Below are 15,248 nucleotides of genomic sequence, written 5' to 3' on the forward strand. Positions count from 1 at the left end.
GCTTGCCTGTGAGCAATCGGAACCGGTTAGACAGTGCGCGTGACGACCTCGATCGGCAGACGCCGTTTCCTGACCGCGATGTCCACGGTGGCAGGGGCGGCGGCCTTCTCGCAGTTGCCCGCCGACCCGGCGGCCGCGGCGCCGAAACCCAAGGACTATCCGTTCCGGCTTGGTGTGGCGAGCGGCGATCCGACACCGTCCGGCGTGGTGCTGTGGACGCGGCTGGTGCCTGAGTTGTTCGTGCCAGGTGGCGGCATGCCGAGCACGAAAGTGCCGGTGGAGTGGCAGATCGCTGCCGACGAGCGGTTCCGTTGGGTGGTCCGCAGCGGCACCGCGTGGGCGACGCCGGAGCTGGCGCACTCAGTGCACGTCGAGGTCAACGGCCTGCTGCCGGACCGCGAGTGGTTCTATCGGTTCCGCTACCGCAACGACACATCGCCGGTGGGGCGGACGCGAACAGCGCCGGTGTTCAGCGCCGGGTCGTTGCAGTTCGCGTTCGCCTCATGCCAGGACTGGGCCGCCGGCTACTACCCGTCGTACCAGCACATGGCTCAGGACGATCTCGACCTGGTGGTGCATCTCGGCGACTACGTCTACGAAGGCGGCATTCCCGCGAGCGGCGGGCTTCGGCGCACGAGCACACCGGACGTGCTGCGTACGGCGCCGGTAGATCTTGAGCGCTGGCGGATGCAGTACGCGCTCTACAAGAGCGACCCGGATCTGCAGCTCGCCCACGCTCGGTTCCCCTGGGCAGTCACCTGGGACGACCACGAGGTCAAGAACGACTACGCCGGCACCAAGCAGGAGCACGCGGGCGACATCACGGCGTTGCGCGCGGCGGCATACCAGGCATGGTACGAACACCAGCCTGTCCGTATTGCCGCGTTCGGCGGCGGACGGATCTACCGGCGTCTGACCTGGGGACGGCTCGCGCAGCTCGACATCGTGGACGGGCGCCAGTACCGCAGTGTCCCGCCGTGTGGCTGGGGCGAGGCCGACGCGTGCACCGGCGGCTACGCACCGGACGTCACGATGCTGGGCTTCCCGCAGGAGAAATGGCTTTTCGACGGGCTGGCCGCATCCAGGGCGCGGTGGAACATCCTGGGCAGCAACGTGATGGTGGGTCGCCTCGACCACGACGGCGCCAGCGGCAACCGGCTGTGGCACGACGCGTGGGACGGCTACCCCGCCGCCCGTAACCGGCTGACCGACGCCTGGGTCCGCAACCGGGTGAGCAATCCCGTTGTCGTGACCGGAGACTGGCACTCGACGTTCGTCAACGACATCCACCAGGACTTCGACCAGCCCGGCTCGCCGGTCGTGGCCACGGAGTTCGTCGGCACGTCCATCTCGTCCAATGGGGACGGTGAGGTCTACGGTCCCTACTACGGGCCGATGATCAAGTACAACCCGCACATCAAGTTCTTCGACGGCGACCGGCGCGGCTACGTCCGTTGCCACGTCACCAAATCCCAGATGCGGACGGATCTGCGGATGGTCTCGACGGTCAGCCGCCGCGACGCACCCGAATCCACCTTCGCGTCCTTCGTCGTGGAGTCCGGCAAGCCGGGCGCACACAAGGTGTGACAAGAGCTAACGGAACGTGCCACTAATTGGCAATATATTCACCTCATCGGTCCATTGAGAACCGGCGCATCCCGCATCACGCTGATGTTCCCTGCACAGTGGAGGTTCGTGATGCGCCGGTTGCCTGTCCTCTTGCTCCTGACTCTCGCGCTCAGCCTGGCCGGTGTCCACACGGCACAGGCAGCAGCCGGCACCTACACCGCACTGGGCGACTCGTACTCGTCCGGCGTCGGCACGCGCACCTATTACGCCGATAGCGGGTCCTGCAAACGGTCCTCCTACGCGTTTCCCGTGCTCGTCGCTCAGAGAACGGGCACGCAACTGACGTTCGCCGCGTGTTCGGGCGCGAGGGTGGCCGACGTCCAGAACAACCAGCTCGGCAGCCTCAATGCCAGCACGGCGTATGTGACTGTGTCTGCCGGCGGCAACGACGCCGGATTCTCCAACGTGATCTCGGCATGCGCACGCCCCTGGCCGTACACCTGCACCAGTGAGATCACGACCGCCAACAACACGATCCGCAACACCCTGCCGGGGCGGCTGGACAGCCTGTACACCGCCATCCGCAACCGTGCGCCGAGCGCGAAGGTGATCGTCGTCGGCTACCCCCGTGTGTTCAACGGCGAGGAATGCAACGCCTTCGCCCGGATCAGCCCTGGTGAGCAGTCGGAACTGAACAAGACCGCCGACCTGCTGGCCACCACCATTTCCGCTCGCGCGGCAGCCCACGGGTTCAGTTTCGTCGACGCCCGATCGGCCTTCACGGGGCACGCCGTGTGCGACGACACCGAATGGCTGAACGGCCTGTCGGACCCGATTGCCGAGTCGTACCACCCCAACAGGACCGGCCAGTCCGCCGGTTACACCCCGCTGGTCGCGGCGCAGATGTAGTCAGCCTCAATTGTCCTGGTCGGGCTCGTCGAAATCACCGAGATCGGAGAAGACGAACACTCGCACGGCATAGCCGGTGTTCGGATGCACCTGCGCCAGATAGGCCGACACCGGCGTGCCGACGATCTGTTCGATCGCCTCGAGGAACTCCGCCCTGGTCGCCTCGTGCAACGCCTCGTGGTGACGGATCACCGCCTGCTTGTGGCCACGCTCGCTCAGCACAGCGTCGGCCACGGTGAGACTGTCGACCGACACCACCACGAGGCTGATCGGATCGTCGTCGCTGACCGACACCTTGACGTTTCGCGGACCGCGCCCGTAGAACGACCGCTCAAGACTCGTGATCTTCTCGGCCACCGCGTTGCGCTGTGCCCTGGTTATCCGCACTTGGCAACCATATAGTGGCCTTTCGGGCCATGTCGCAGTGAACGCGCCGAGTCGGGCGGGTGTCGCGGTGGCGTGACTCGAGCGAGATGCAACCCACGCTGGCCTGCAGCGACGGATCCACGGCGAGGCAGGACACCGGGGTTCGAAGCGAAAGGCCTGTCTCGTGGCGAAGAATTCTGTGCTGCCCGTACGGCAGCTGAGAAACATTGTGGACAGCACGGCGAATTCGCCGGAAACATGGCTGTCATCCGTCCGATACGATTTGTACCAACGTCATTGCGTGCGGCTACGACGCGAAAAGAAGTTCGAGGTCTGGCTCATCTGCTGGGATATCGGCCAGGACACCCTGCTGCACGACCACGGCGGCAGCGTGGGCGTGTTCGCCGTGGCCAAGGGCTCCCTGGTCGAGGACTACGGCACGATCACCCAGCCGGAACTGCGAACCAGACGGCACACCGCGGGCACCTCGGTCGGGTTCGGCGCGGACTATCTGCACAATCTGGTGAATGTCGGCATGGAACCGACGGTGTCGATTCACGCCTATTCACCGCCGTTGCGGGTGATGAATTTCTATTGCTGGCTGCCGACCGGCATTCATCATCTGCGCGCGATCGACTGTGACACGCCCGAGCCCGATTCGTCGATGCTGGAGACACAAGCCGCGGCCTTGCGCGCGGCAGGGGCGTGAGCGCGATAACCCGGCTGCTCGAGCAGGCACGCACCGAGATCACCCGGTACACCCCTGCCGAGGCAGCCGACGCTCTGCGCCGCGGCGCGACCCTGGTCGACCTGCGGCCCACCGAGTACCGGTGGCGGTTCGGCGAGATCCCTGGCGCGGTCGCCGTGTCCCGGCACGTGCTCGAGTGGCGGCTGGACGTGACAAGTCCTTGGCACATCAAGGAGTTACGGCCGGGCGACACCGGTCAGGAGATCATCCTGATCTGCAACGAGGGCTATACGTCCAGCCTGGCGGCCTACCAGCTGAGGCTCCAGCTGGGACTGAGCAACGTCCGGGACGTGATCGGCGGCTTCGCCGGGTGGCGGGACGCCGGTTTCCCGATCGTGTCCCGGCTCGAGTAACCGGTCCTGTTTTGCCCCCAAAGTGGCGTTGGGAGCACTGGATGCTCCCAACGTGGCTTTCGGGGCATCGCCGACCATCGAGTACCGTCGCTACATGACCCCGGTAGCGATGTTACACACGTCATAGCGTTGATATTGCCCAAGAGGTAGCGTCGATACGGCTGTCGTCGTAGCGTGGTTGACGAACGGACGGAACATCGCTGCCAAGGAGACCGACATGACCAGCACCCAGACCCGCGTCGCGATCGTCACCGGTGCGTCCGGCGGGATCGGGCGTGTCGTCGCTGAGCGCCTCGCAGCTGACGGCATGTCCGTGCTCGTCCACTACTCCGGCAACCAGGCCCGCGCCGACGAGACTGTCGCCGCGATCACCGAAGCCGGTGGGATTGCGAGCGCCTTCCGTGCAGATGTCGCCGACGAGACCGCTGTCGCTGCCATGTTCGACGCGGCGGAACAGCGTTACGGCGGCATCGACGTGGTTGTGCACACCGCAGGCATCATGCTGCTGTCGCCGCTGGCCGAGCTGAACCTCGACGACCTCGACCGGATGCACCGCACGAACATCCGCGGCACGTTCGTGGTCGACCAGCAGGCCGCGCGCCGGGTCCGCACCGGCGGCGCGATCATCAACTTCTCGACCTCGGTCACGAAGATCGCCCTGCCCACGTACACCGCCTACGCCGCCACCAAAGGCGCGGTCGACGCGATCACATTGATCCTCGCGAGGGAACTACGCGGCCGTGACATCACCGTGAACGCCGTGGCCCCCGGCCCGACCGCCACTCCCCTGTACCTCGACGGCAAAGAGCAGTCAGTCATCGACCGCATGGCCGCAATGTCGCCACTCGAGCGCTTGGGCGAACCCAAGGACATCGCTGAGGCCGTCGCGTTCCTCGCCGGTCCGGCCCGGTGGATCAACGGCCAGGTCATCTACGCCAACGGCGGCGTCATCTGATGTTTGCGCTGGTAGTGGCACGATAGGGTCACCTGATGAATCTCACCGACGTCGTTGCCGGTCACGCCCGGCTGAACCTGATGGTCAAGGACCTCACCGACGAGCAGGCGCGGGGTGACTCGGCCTTGCCTGGCTGGACGCGTGGACACGTTCTGACCCATATCGCCAACGTGGGATACGCGCTCGCGCGGCAGGTTCTGCACGGCACCAAGTTCGAGATGTACGACGGCGGCCAGGCCGGGCGGGACGCGGCGATCGAGGCGGGCGCTGGGCGTTCCGCCGCCGAACTGCGTGAGGACGTCCTGCAGTCGTCGGCCGAACTGGAGAAGGTCTGGGCGGATCTCGGTCCGTGGCCCAGCCCCAAGCCCACCGCGCAATGATCCCGGCCGGTCTCATCGCCGGGACAACGCCGACGGCCACCAGATTCGCCTGCCGACATCCACAGTGAGAGCCGGGACAAGCAGCGACCGCACCAGCAAGGTGTCCAGCAGGACGCCGAACGCGACGATGAACGCGATCTGCGCCAGGAACAGGATCGGAATCACGGCCAGCGCGGCGAACGTCGCCGCCAGCACAACGCCCGCCGACGTGATCACGCCGCCGGTCAGGGCCAGCCCGCGCAACGTCCCGTCCTTGGTGCCGAGGGTCAACGCCTCCTCACGGACCCGGGTCATCAGGAAGATGTTGTAGTCGATCCCCAGGGCCACAAGGAAAACGAACCCGAAGAGCGGCACACTCGGGTCGGCGCCCGGGAAGTCGAGGATGTGGTTGAACACGATCGCCGACACGCCCATCGTCGCCGCGAACGACAGCACGACAGTCGCGATCAGCAGCAACGGCGCAAGCAAGGACCGCAACAGCAAGGCCAGGACAAGGAAGATCACCAGCAGGACGATCGGGATGATCAGGGCACGGTCGCGTTCGGACGTCTGCTGTGTGTCGAGCTGGATCGCGGTCTGGCCACCGACTTTCGCGTCCGCGCCGGGCACTGCGTGGACCGCGTCCCGCATCCGGCTGACTGTGTCGATAGCCTGCTCGGAGTCGGCCGGATTGCTCAGCACCGCGAAGATCTGCACGCGTCCGTTGACCGCTTTCGGCACTGGTGCCGCCTCTGCCACACCGTCCACCTTGGACGCGGCCAGCACCGCCGGTGCCTGGGCCTGGTTGGTGATGATCACCGTGGGCGAGCCGAGCCCGCTGGGAAAGTGCCGGCTCACCACTTCCTGGCCTTTGACCGAGTCCACCTCGGTCAGGAAGACGTCCGACTGCGCGGTGCCGGACGCCTTCAGCTGCGGCAGGAACGCGACACCCACCAGCAGCACCAGCGTGGTGACCACCCAGGTCAGACGTGGGCGAGCGCCGACCATCCGCGCGATCCGGCCCCAGATGCCGTTGGTCTCCGGGTGCGGCGAACCGAGTTCCGGGCGGAACGGCCAGAACGCGCCTCGGCCGCACAGCGCCAGCACGGCCGGCAGGAACGTGAGCGACGCCAGCAGCGAGGTGCCGATGCCGATCGCCGCGACCGGGCCGAGGCCCTTGTTCGAGTTCAAGTCGCTGAACAGCAGGCACAGCACACCGAGTATGACTGTCCCGGCCGACGCTGCGATCGGCTCAACCGTTGTGCGCCAAGCGATGCGCACCGCGTCGTAGCGGCTCCGGGTGTCCCTGAGTTGCTCTCGGAACCGGGCGACGAACAACAACGCGTAGTCCGTCGCCGCGCCGAAGACCAGGATCGAGAGGATGCCCTGGCTCTGGCCATTAAGTTTGAGGATGTCGTTGGCGGCCAGCTGATACACGATCAGACTCGCTGCCGCGAGCGCGAACCCCGCGGACAGCAACACAAGCAGCGGCAGCAAAGGACTGCGGTACACCACGATCAGGATCAACGCGACCACGCCGCCGGCCACCAGCAGGAGCACGCCGTCGATCCCGCCGAACGCCTTGACCAGGTCGCCGATCAGCCCGCCAGGGCCGGTGACCAGCACAGTCAGTCCTTCCGGCGCGCCTTCCAACTGGGCGCGGATCTCCTTGACCACCTCAGCGGGGTTGCCCTCGGCCGTGATCGGCAGAGCCACCTGCACGGCCTGGTCGTCCCTCGGCGAGTTCTCGAGCCGGCCAAGCGGCCCGACCACACCGGGCACCGAGTTCAGCCGCGCGACCTTGGCGTCGAGGAACGCCCGGTCCGCCTCCGTGAGACCGCTGACACGCTCGGCGACCAGCGTCGCGGGCAGGACCTGCCGCGCACTGAACGACAGCTGTTCGTTGGACACCGCCGTGGCCTCGGCCGACGCGGGCAGGAACGCGGCGTTGTCGTTCTTGGCGACCTCGCTCAGCTTCCCGGCGAACGGGCCGCCGAACCCACCCAGCCCAAGCCACGCGACGACCAGCAGGGCGGGGATCAGCCAGCGGGAGCGCTCAGTCACACGCGCATTCTGCTTCAGCTTCTCGATCAAGGTGTGATCAACCCACTTTTCCCAGGTCAACCGGCACGCCACTGCGCCGGATGCGCCGGTGGTGCGGCCATTGTGCGCAACGCACAATCACCCGATGACTCGCGGTGCGGGCACTGCCTAGAGTGGTCACCCCTGTACCGCGAACTGTCCACGAAGGACAGTCAGATCGACGGGAGAAGCATGAACGAGCGGCCGGCGCAGACCCGGGCGACAGCCGATGGTCCGGACGGCCCGATCTCGTATCTGGCCGCCGGACCGATCGACGGGCCGCTGATGGTCTTCGTGCACGGCTGGCCTTCGGTCGCGGCCACCTGGCAGCCGCAGCTGAACGCGTTCTCCTCCCGTGGTTACCGGGTCATCGCACCGGACCTCCGAGGTGTCGGTTCGTCCTCCGCGCCAACAGATCCCAGTGCATACGCCCAGCGTCACCTCGTCGCCGACATGCACACACTGTTACGGCATCTCGGCCACGACAAGGCGATCTGGGTCTGCCACGACTGGGGATCCGCGACCGTGTGGGCACTCGCCGCACACCACCCGGAAGCGTGTGTCGCCCTCGTGAGCCTGTGCGTGCCGTACAGGACCCTGGAACGCGGCAAAGCCGAGATGCTGAAGTACGTCAACCGCGACATCTACCCCGCGGACAAGTACCCAGATGCCCAGTTCGACTACATCACGTACTACCAGGAGCACACAGACGACGCCATCGCCGCGTTCGAAGCACAGACCGGCGAATACCTCCGGGCCTTCTACCGGCGCGGCAACCCCGATGCGATGGGCGTCCCCGCTCCAAGCGCCCAGCTCACCCGCAACGGCGGCTGGTTCGGCGGCGAGCCCGCGCCCGACAAACCGTTCGACACCCACGTCCTCACCGCAGACCTGTACGACGAACTCCACCAGTCGTTCCGCCACACCGGCTTCAGCCGCAACATCGGCCTGTACCTCAACGACGACGACAACCTGGCCTACAGCAACGAATCAGTCAACGAAGGCCGGCTCGACCTACCAGTGTTGTTCATCGAAGCAGGCTACGACTCGATCGCCGACACAGCAGTATCACGGCTACGCGACCCAATGCGAGAGTTCTGTACCAACCTGACAGAGACATCCGTGAACGCAGGCCACTGGATCGCCCTGGAACGGCCCAACAAAGTCAACGACACTGTCGCCCACTGGCTGCGCCGAACACTGAACTGAGTCGTCCCAGTCGGGTAGCCCGGGGCATCTCAGCCCCAGGCTCCCGCAGATCCGTACGTGAACCTCTCGGTTCATACGGCTCTTGTCACCTTGATCACCAGACAGAAGTGACCCATTTCCAGTGCACGAACAGCCGGGGATACGAACGCGTGACCCCTTCAATGCACTGGCGGGCCTTCTTGACTGCCGCCAACCGTCTGTACTTGTCGCGGATCCAGCGCACCAAGTAGGCGTTGATGCGCCCCAAGAGCGGATACAGCTTGGACTGATAGAACCGGCCGTAATACTGCATCCAACCCGCCACGATCGGATTGATCTCCTTGGCGAGTCCCGAGAAGGTGTGATTGCCGCGCAGGTGAAGCCCCCACTTGCGGACCTCACCACTGATCTTCTTCAAGGCTTCCTTGCTGATCGCAGGCGAGAACGACAGGAACATCGCTCCCTTCTTATCCCGCGCACCACGTGCCTGGAACGTATAACCGAGGAAGGTGAAAGAGGTGTGTTCGTACGAACCGCGCCTCTTCCCATCCTGGCAATACACGATCTTGGTCTTGTCGGGATGCAACGTCAGCCCGACTTCGGCCATCCTGTTCCTCAGCGCCCGCAGAACCGCACGGGCCTGCTGCTCGCTCACGCAGTGCACTACCGCGTCATCGGCGTAGCGCTCGAACTCGACCGTCGGGAATTCCCGGGTCAGCCACATGTCGAACGCGTAGTGCATGAACAGATTCGCCAGCACGGGAGAGACCGCCGATCCTTGCGGCGTGCCCCGGTCTCTCTCCTGCAAGGAACCATCCGGGAGCTGCAACGGGGCAGCAAGCCACCGTTTCACATACAGCAGCACCCAACTGGCGTCGGTGTGTGCTTCCACAGCCTTGACGATGAGATCCCACCGGACGCTGTCGAAGAACTTCTGGATATCGAGGTCGATAACCCAGTCGCGCTTCCAACACCGCTTCCGGCAGCGTTCCACCGCTTGCAGGGCGGACCGCTTCGGCCGGTACCCCCAGGAGTCATCGTGGAACGCCGGTTCCACGCGTTCTCCCAGATGACGGGCCACTACAGTCTGTGCCACCCTGTCGGCGACCGTGGGCACGCCCAACAGGCGCACCCCGCCACCGTGCTGCTTCGGAATTTCCACCGCGAGCACTGGAGGCGGAAAGTACGATCCCGAGGACATGCGATTCCAGATCTTGTACAGATTGTTCTTCAGATCGGCCTCGAACTCCTCGATGGACTGCCCGTCCACCCCTGGCGCTCCCTTGTTCTTCCTCACCTCCTGGAAGGCCTCCCAGACCTCCCACTTCGAGATATCAAACGGTCTGCCTTGCGACTTCAGTTTGTTCACGTAGCTCCTCCCAGGCACATGCCTGGTTGACTAAAAGAACAGAACCACAGATGACCCAGCCCCTTCGCTCCACCTCCATTACAGAGGCTTCGGCACTACTACGAGCCGGTCCGCCAGCCGACCCCGCGTCGGTACTCAGTCTCTTACGGTTTAGCCGCTTGAAATTCTCCCTCTCGCCGTCCACAAGGGACAGCAGTGTCGGGGCAAGCCTTCTCACGTTCCCCGTGGAAGCAGCAGATCAGGCTCACGTCGCCTCCATGCCGGACACCACCTGGCCAGTCGACGGGCACCCGCCAGGCTCATCCCGGGATTTCCTGGACACCCCGGTTTTGATGTCAACTGATTCGATTTCGACACGTCAGCAGCGATTCGCTTGCGCTCGTCTTCCTGATCCCTACCTGACACCTATCTGATGCCTTTTCCTCATCGCTCACCACGACAGTCTTCAGCTAACGCAGCATGAGGCGGTTTGAAGCCTCCCCCCGCAGGGCGGCTCCGAAGGGCCACAACCTTCATCTTCCACGTGGCATCGCTTCGGGAACTCTGCCTACATCCAAGCTCCTTCCACGTTCGTGACACACCCAGGGTTCGAACCTGGGACCTTCCGCGCGTCGGGCGGACGCTCTACCGACTGAGCTACAGGACGGGTGTTGTGGAAGACAAGGGTGTCGAGCCCTTCCCGGCGATCTTGCAAGGATCACCTGCGCTCCGGCGCGTCTCCCCGGGTGGTGCGCTGCTCGTCGAGGGTTCGAACCTCGGTCTCCGGAGTCAGAATCCGGTGTCCATGCCACCTGGACCAACGAGCAAAGAGAAAAACCGTGGTGGAGGATGGAGTCGAACCATCACTGAGCGCTTTTCATCCTGGTGTGGATATGTTGGTGGGTAAGGGATCCGAGGTGACAAGGTGATGTTCATCGGCGTGTCGTTACCGCGGACGTGACGAAGCCCTTGGTAGGACAGCAATCGACCAAGATCCATGTCCGTACAACCAAGGGCTTCAGATGCTGTTTTACCGTGCCGCGCTGCCGTTGTCACGTCAGACCCTGACCTTCGTGTCCGATCTCATCCGCGCTCACCGCCGAGAGCTGGGCTCGGCGTGGCGCAAGCTCAACCCAGGCCAGCAGGCGCTGTCGGTGCTGGTGTATCTGCGTAAGGGTGAACCGTTCGCGCAGGTCGGCGCCGGGTTCGACATCTCCACCGCGACCTGCTGGCGGTATGTCAACGAAACCGTCGAGTTGCTGGCTGCTCGGGCGCCCAAGCTCCGGGCGGCGTTGCGGAAGGCCAAACGCGAGAAGATGGCGTACGTGATCATCGACGGCACGCTGATCCCGATCGACCGGATCGCCGTCGACCGGCCGTTCTACTCCGGCAAGCACAAGCGCCATGGGGTGAACTTGCAGGTGATCGCGTCTCCGGATGGGACGATCCTGTGGGTGTCCGGCGAGTTGCCGGGCAGCACGCACGACACCGCGGCCGCCCGGATCTGGAACATCCTCGCCGCGCTGCGCGATGCGGGGCTGATCGCGTTGGGTGACAAGGGCTACCACGGCTACGACGAGACCAGCCAACAGGTGATCACCCCGTACAAGGGCAAGAACAAACCCGAGTCGCAGAAGGATGCCAACCGCGCTCACGCTCGGCTGCGCGGCCCCGGCGAACGCGCCAACGCCCAGCTCAAGTACTGGCGCATCCTGCACAAAGTCCGTGTCAGCCCGCATCGCATCGGCCGACTCGCCAAGGCCATCCACGTCCTACAGAACTACGAGGTCACCGCAGGATGAAAAAGGCTCACTGTCACAAGGACGCCCGGTTTACAGCCGGGTCGGGCTCCGCAGCCCATCTCCACCATTCTTGGAAAAATCGCGCGAAAACAAAACATGGAAAACAAAAAAACCGCCTCACCGGACTCCCGGCTGGCGGCTCCCACAGTCATGACCCAGAAGTCACGGCGGAGAGCCAGAGCAGCGATAACGCTGGACCTGCCCGCGGACACGCTGACCCGCGGCGGCGACGGCCGAATAACGGCCCTGCACCTGCTGCTGGATCACCATGATGTCCCCTCGGCTCGTTTGTGTGAATTCATCATGACCGACCCCGCAGGCAATCGTCAATCCTGTTTTCGCGGAATTGTGGCGACGCGTGGCCCGGCACAGGTGTGACTGAGCCGGCAGCGGGGTATCTGGCGGGCATGACCGATGTACTCACCACTGTCCTTGATGGCCGGTGGGCCGGGTTGAAGCAGCGTTTGCGGGGGCGGATGGCCGCCACGAAGCCGGCCGATCCGGTCGGGCTGGACATCGAGAGCCACCGGGCGCAGGTCCAGCAGCAGTTGCATGAGCTGGCCGAGGCTGGATATTCCGAGGTCAGCGACGATGTCGGTGGTTCTGTCATCTCGTTTCAGATGCTGGGGTACGGCGATCTCTCCCTGATGGTCAAGGCCGGGGTTCAGTGGGGTCTGTTCGGTGGTGCCGTGCAGATGCTGGGGACCGGGCGTCACCACGAGAGGTATCTGCCGGACATTGTGTCGCTGGAGCTGCCTGGGTGCTTCGCGATGACCGAGACGGGGCACGGATCGGATGTGCAGCATCTGCGCACGACCGCGACCTACGACAACGGCCACTTCATTGTGGACACTCCCGATCTGAGTGCACGTAAGGACTACATCGGCAACGCTGCCCGTGACGGCCGGATGGCTGTGGTGTTCGCGCAGCTGATCACCGGTGGCCGGGATTACGGCGTGCACGCGTTCCTTGTCCCGATCCGGGATGGGCAGGGGCGGCCGATGGCTGGTGTGCGGATCGAGGACTGCGGGCCGAAGGCGGGCCTCAATGGGGTGGACAACGGCCGGCTGTGGTTCGACCAGGTCAGGGTTCCGCGGGAGAACCTGCTCAACCGGTACGGCGACGTCGCTGAAGACGGCACGTACTCCAGCCCGATCGAGAGCGACAGCCGCCGGTTCTTCACGATGCTGGGCACCCTCGTGCGTGGCCGGATCAGCGTGGCGGGTGGTGCGGGAAGCGCGACACAACGGGCGCTCACTATCGCTGTCAGGCGCGCCGAGACACGACGCCAGTTCCGGCGGCCAGGCGGTGACGAAGAGGTCGTGCTGCTCGATTACCTTGCCCACCAACGAAAGCTGCTGCCCGCACTGGCGACCACGTACGCGTTGCACTTCGCCCAGGAAGAACTTGTCGGCATGCTGCACGAGGTCCAAAGTGCACAGGTTCCCGACGAGCGGGCTCAGCGTCAGCTCGAATCACGCGCCGCGGGCATCAAGGCGGTTGCGACCTGGCACGCCACAAGCACGATCCAGACAGCCCGTGAAGCCTGCGGCGGATCGGGCTATCTGGCCGAGAACATCCTGCCCGGCCTGAAAGCCGACACCGATGTCTTCACCACGTTCGAAGGCGACAACACCGTCCTGCTGCAACTTGTCGCCAAAGGACTGCTCACCGACTACCGGGACAACTTCGCCGATCTGAGCCCGCTCGCCACCGCCCGCCTGGTCGCCGAGCAGCTGATGGGTGCCGTGCTCGAGCGTCTGCCCGCCCGGCAGCTCGTCGAGAGCAGTGATCTGCGTGACCGCTCGTGGCACCGGCAACTGTTCCAGGACCGCGAAGAACACGTGCTTGCCGGTCTGGCTCGTCGGCTGCGTGCCGCGGCGTCTGCTTCCGCCGACCCGTTCGACGTTTTCAACGATGCCCAGGATCACGTGTTGCGGGCCGGCCGCGTCCACATTGACCGGCTTGTCCTTGATGCGTTCGTCAACGGCATCGACCGGAGCCCAGACAAGGATCTCCTCGAACAGGTCTGCGACCTCTACGTCCTGAGCACAGTGGAGGCGGACCGGGCGTGGTTCCTGGAACACGGCAGGCTCTCCCCCGCCCGGGCCAAGAAGGTGGTCGTCGAGGTCAACACGCTCGGCAAGCAACTGCGCCCGCACGCCACCACCCTGGTCAACGCCTTCGCCATCCCGGAGCAATACCTGCCCTGACAAGGTGTGCCCGGGGCTCATGACTGCGAGAATTGCGCGGCGACGCCATTTCAGGAGGTCCGATGAGCAGGGTGACCCGGGGTTTCCAGGGCAGACGGGAGCAGTCCGCCGATCTGCCGCCCGGCCAGTATCTGACGCACGACTTTCCCGTCCTGTCCGCCGGTCCGACGCCGCGGGTCGACCTGGACACCTGGCAGTTCACCATCACCAACGAGATCGGCACGGACTACTCGTGGACCTGGCATGACCTGCAGCGCCTGCCGAGCGAACGGCCGACAGTGGACATCCACTGTGTGACCAAGTGGTCCAAGCTACGCACAAGCTGGGAAGGCGTCTCGCTGGACACCTTGTTCGAGTCGGTCGACAGTGGCGCGGACTACGCGTTCGTCCGCTCGTATGGCGGCTACACGACGAACCTGCCGTTGGAGGATCTGCTCGACGGCAAGGCGTGGCTGGTGCACAAGTACGAGGGCGAGGACCTGACGAGCGAGCACGGCGGCCCGATCCGGTTGCTGGTGCCGCACCTGTACCTGTGGAAGTCCGCGAAGTGGGTGCGGGGCATCCAGTTGCGGGACGACGATCTGCCGGGGTTCTGGGAAAGCCTGGGGTACCACGAGTACGGCGACCCCTGGCGTGAACAGCGGTACGTGGGCGACTGATGGTGATCCGACGTCTGCCGTGGCTGGTCGGCACGGTCACCGGGATCCGTGCGGAGACCGCGACCGCCCGGACCATCGTGTTCGATGTGCCGGGCTGGGGCGGTCACATCCCCGGCCAGCACGTGGACATCCGGTTGACCGCCCCGGACGGCTACAGCACACAGCGCAGCTACTCGATCGCCGCACCCGCCGAGGCGACCCGGGTCGAGATCATGGTCCAGCTTGTCGAAGGCGGTGAGGTCTCCACGTTCCTGGTGGAGGATCTGCTGATCGGGGACGAGATCGAGCTACGCGGGCCGATCGGCGGCTGGTTCACCTGGCAGCCTGGGGACGTCTCCCCTGTCCTGCTGGTCGCCGGTGGCTCGGGCGTGGTGCCGTTGATGGCCATGATCCGTGCGGGCCGTCCAGTGGATTTCGACCTCGTGTACTCGGTCCGCACCCGCGCCGACGCCTGCTACCTCGACGAACTCTCGCGGCATGGGCTCAACCACTCGGTGGTGTACACCCGCGAGGAGAGCGGCGATGGCAGACCGGCCGGCCGGATCGGCCCGCAAGACCTGCCCTCGAGCCCGGCCGGGCGGACTTATGTCTGCGGCCCGACGGGTTTCGTGGAAGCGGTGACCAAGCTGCTGCTCGATCAGGGCAGCGACCCGGACACCATCCGAACTGAACGATTCGGTCCCAGCGGAGGCTGACC

The 15,248-nt window shown here is 65.1% G+C and carries 14 protein-coding genes and 2 tRNA genes; 11 read left to right on the forward strand and 5 right to left on the reverse strand.

All coding sequences use genetic code 11. The features are described from left to right. The first annotated feature begins 39 nt into the window (after positions 1-39). Positions 40-1,587, forward strand: a complete 1,548-nt coding sequence (locus tag JOF56_RS40155) for an alkaline phosphatase D family protein (RefSeq protein WP_307855469.1) — start codon at positions 40-42, stop codon at positions 1,585-1,587. 111 nt (positions 1,588-1,698) lie between these two features. Further along, a complete protein-coding gene (locus JOF56_RS40160) occupies positions 1,699-2,478 on the forward strand; it encodes an SGNH/GDSL hydrolase family protein (protein ID WP_209644730.1) in 780 nt (259 codons plus the stop codon). A gap of 6 nt (positions 2,479-2,484) precedes the next feature. Here the strand turns inward: JOF56_RS40160 and JOF56_RS60360 are convergent, their stop codons facing one another. Then, on the reverse strand, positions 2,485-2,865 hold the full coding sequence (locus tag JOF56_RS60360; protein ID WP_209644731.1) for a Na-translocating system protein MpsC family protein: 381 nt from the start codon (positions 2,863-2,865) through the stop codon (positions 2,485-2,487). Positions 2,866-3,043: 178 nt separating this feature from the next. Here JOF56_RS60360 and JOF56_RS40170 point away from each other — a divergent pair, with 178 nt between their 5' ends. The 4 genes from JOF56_RS40170 to JOF56_RS40185 all read left to right on the forward strand — a co-directional run bounded on the left by JOF56_RS40170 (position 3,044) and on the right by JOF56_RS40185 (position 5,280). Then, positions 3,044-3,553 carry a cysteine dioxygenase gene (locus tag JOF56_RS40170; RefSeq protein ID WP_307855822.1) on the forward strand — a complete coding sequence of 170 codons (510 nt, stop codon included), beginning with the start codon at positions 3,044-3,046 and terminating at the stop codon, positions 3,551-3,553. Continuing rightward, on the forward strand, positions 3,550-3,945 hold the full coding sequence (locus JOF56_RS40175) for a rhodanese-like domain-containing protein (RefSeq protein WP_209644735.1): 396 nt from the start codon (positions 3,550-3,552) through the stop codon (positions 3,943-3,945). Before JOF56_RS40170 ends, JOF56_RS40175 begins: the two co-directional genes overlap by 4 nt. 217 nt (positions 3,946-4,162) lie before the next feature. Further along, the gene (locus JOF56_RS40180) at positions 4,163-4,900 is read left to right on the forward strand and encodes an SDR family oxidoreductase (RefSeq protein WP_209644737.1); all 738 of its coding nucleotides are present in this window, start codon (positions 4,163-4,165) and stop codon (positions 4,898-4,900) included. Positions 4,901-4,935: 35 nt separating this feature from the next. Beyond that, on the forward strand, positions 4,936-5,280 hold the full coding sequence (locus tag JOF56_RS40185; protein ID WP_209644738.1) for a maleylpyruvate isomerase N-terminal domain-containing protein: 345 nt from the start codon (positions 4,936-4,938) through the stop codon (positions 5,278-5,280). 12 nt (positions 5,281-5,292) lie between these two features. Here JOF56_RS40185 and JOF56_RS40190 read toward each other — a convergent pair whose 3' ends face one another. After that, positions 5,293-7,323 carry an MMPL family transporter gene (locus tag JOF56_RS40190; protein WP_307855470.1) on the reverse strand — a complete coding sequence of 677 codons (2,031 nt, stop codon included), beginning with the start codon at positions 7,321-7,323 and terminating at the stop codon, positions 5,293-5,295. A 210-nt stretch (positions 7,324-7,533) separates the two neighbouring features. On the opposite strand from JOF56_RS40190, the gene JOF56_RS40195 reads away from it, so the two are divergent. Further along, on the forward strand, positions 7,534-8,550 hold the full coding sequence (locus JOF56_RS40195) for an alpha/beta fold hydrolase (protein WP_209644740.1): 1,017 nt from the start codon (positions 7,534-7,536) through the stop codon (positions 8,548-8,550). Positions 8,551-8,644: 94 nt separating this feature from the next. Here JOF56_RS40195 and ltrA read toward each other — a convergent pair whose 3' ends face one another. The 3 genes from ltrA to JOF56_RS40210 all read right to left on the reverse strand — a co-directional run bounded on the left by ltrA (position 8,645) and on the right by JOF56_RS40210 (position 10,704). Further along, the gene (gene ltrA / locus JOF56_RS40200) at positions 8,645-9,898 is read right to left on the reverse strand and encodes a group II intron reverse transcriptase/maturase (RefSeq protein WP_307855008.1); all 1,254 of its coding nucleotides are present in this window, start codon (positions 9,896-9,898) and stop codon (positions 8,645-8,647) included. Between the two features lie 580 nt (positions 9,899-10,478). Continuing rightward, positions 10,479-10,537, reverse strand: a tRNA-Val gene (locus JOF56_RS40205). Between the two features lie 94 nt (positions 10,538-10,631). After that, positions 10,632-10,704, reverse strand: a tRNA-Gln gene (locus tag JOF56_RS40210). Between the two features lie 195 nt (positions 10,705-10,899). On the opposite strand from JOF56_RS40210, the gene JOF56_RS40215 reads away from it, so the two are divergent. The 4 genes from JOF56_RS40215 (at position 10,900) to JOF56_RS40230 (ending at position 15,246) form a co-directional block, all read left to right on the forward strand. Beyond that, positions 10,900-11,679, forward strand: coding sequence for a transposase family protein (locus JOF56_RS40215; protein ID WP_209642021.1), 780 nt, complete (start codon positions 10,900-10,902; stop codon positions 11,677-11,679). Positions 11,680-12,086: 407 nt separating this feature from the next. Beyond that, entirely contained in the window at positions 12,087-13,892 is a 1,806-nt protein-coding gene (locus JOF56_RS40220; protein WP_209644742.1) for an acyl-CoA dehydrogenase family protein, read from the forward strand. Between the two features lie 62 nt (positions 13,893-13,954). Next, positions 13,955-14,551, forward strand: coding sequence for a sulfite oxidase-like oxidoreductase (locus JOF56_RS40225; RefSeq protein WP_209644744.1), 597 nt, complete (start codon positions 13,955-13,957; stop codon positions 14,549-14,551). Next, entirely contained in the window at positions 14,551-15,246 is a 696-nt protein-coding gene (locus JOF56_RS40230) for a ferredoxin reductase (RefSeq protein WP_209644746.1), read from the forward strand. Before JOF56_RS40225 ends, JOF56_RS40230 begins: the two co-directional genes overlap by 1 nt. Positions 15,247-15,248: the final 2 nt, after the last annotated feature.

The organism is Kibdelosporangium banguiense (genome assembly GCF_017876405.1).
Taxonomy (GTDB): Bacteria; Actinomycetota; Actinomycetes; order Mycobacteriales; family Pseudonocardiaceae; genus Kibdelosporangium; species Kibdelosporangium banguiense.

Bases quoted from the DNA above. Each gene is read 5' to 3' on its own strand.
- JOF56_RS40185 (WP_209644738.1), top strand. From the start codon at position 4,936: ATGAATCTCACCGACGTCGTTGCCGGTCACGCCCGGCTGAACCTGATG.
- JOF56_RS40225 (WP_209644744.1), top strand. From the start codon at position 13,955: ATGAGCAGGGTGACCCGGGGTTTCCAGGGCAGACGGGAGCAGTCCGCC.
- JOF56_RS40195 (WP_209644740.1), top strand. From the start codon at position 7,534: ATGAACGAGCGGCCGGCGCAGACCCGGGCGACAGCCGATGGTCCGGAC.
- JOF56_RS40180 (WP_209644737.1), top strand. From the start codon at position 4,163: ATGACCAGCACCCAGACCCGCGTCGCGATCGTCACCGGTGCGTCCGGC.
- JOF56_RS40160 (WP_209644730.1), top strand. From the start codon at position 1,699: ATGCGCCGGTTGCCTGTCCTCTTGCTCCTGACTCTCGCGCTCAGCCTG.
- JOF56_RS40230 (WP_209644746.1), top strand. From the start codon at position 14,551: ATGGTGATCCGACGTCTGCCGTGGCTGGTCGGCACGGTCACCGGGATC.
- JOF56_RS40215 (WP_209642021.1), top strand. From the start codon at position 10,900: ATGCTGTTTTACCGTGCCGCGCTGCCGTTGTCACGTCAGACCCTGACC.
- JOF56_RS40220 (WP_209644742.1), top strand. From the start codon at position 12,087: ATGACCGATGTACTCACCACTGTCCTTGATGGCCGGTGGGCCGGGTTG.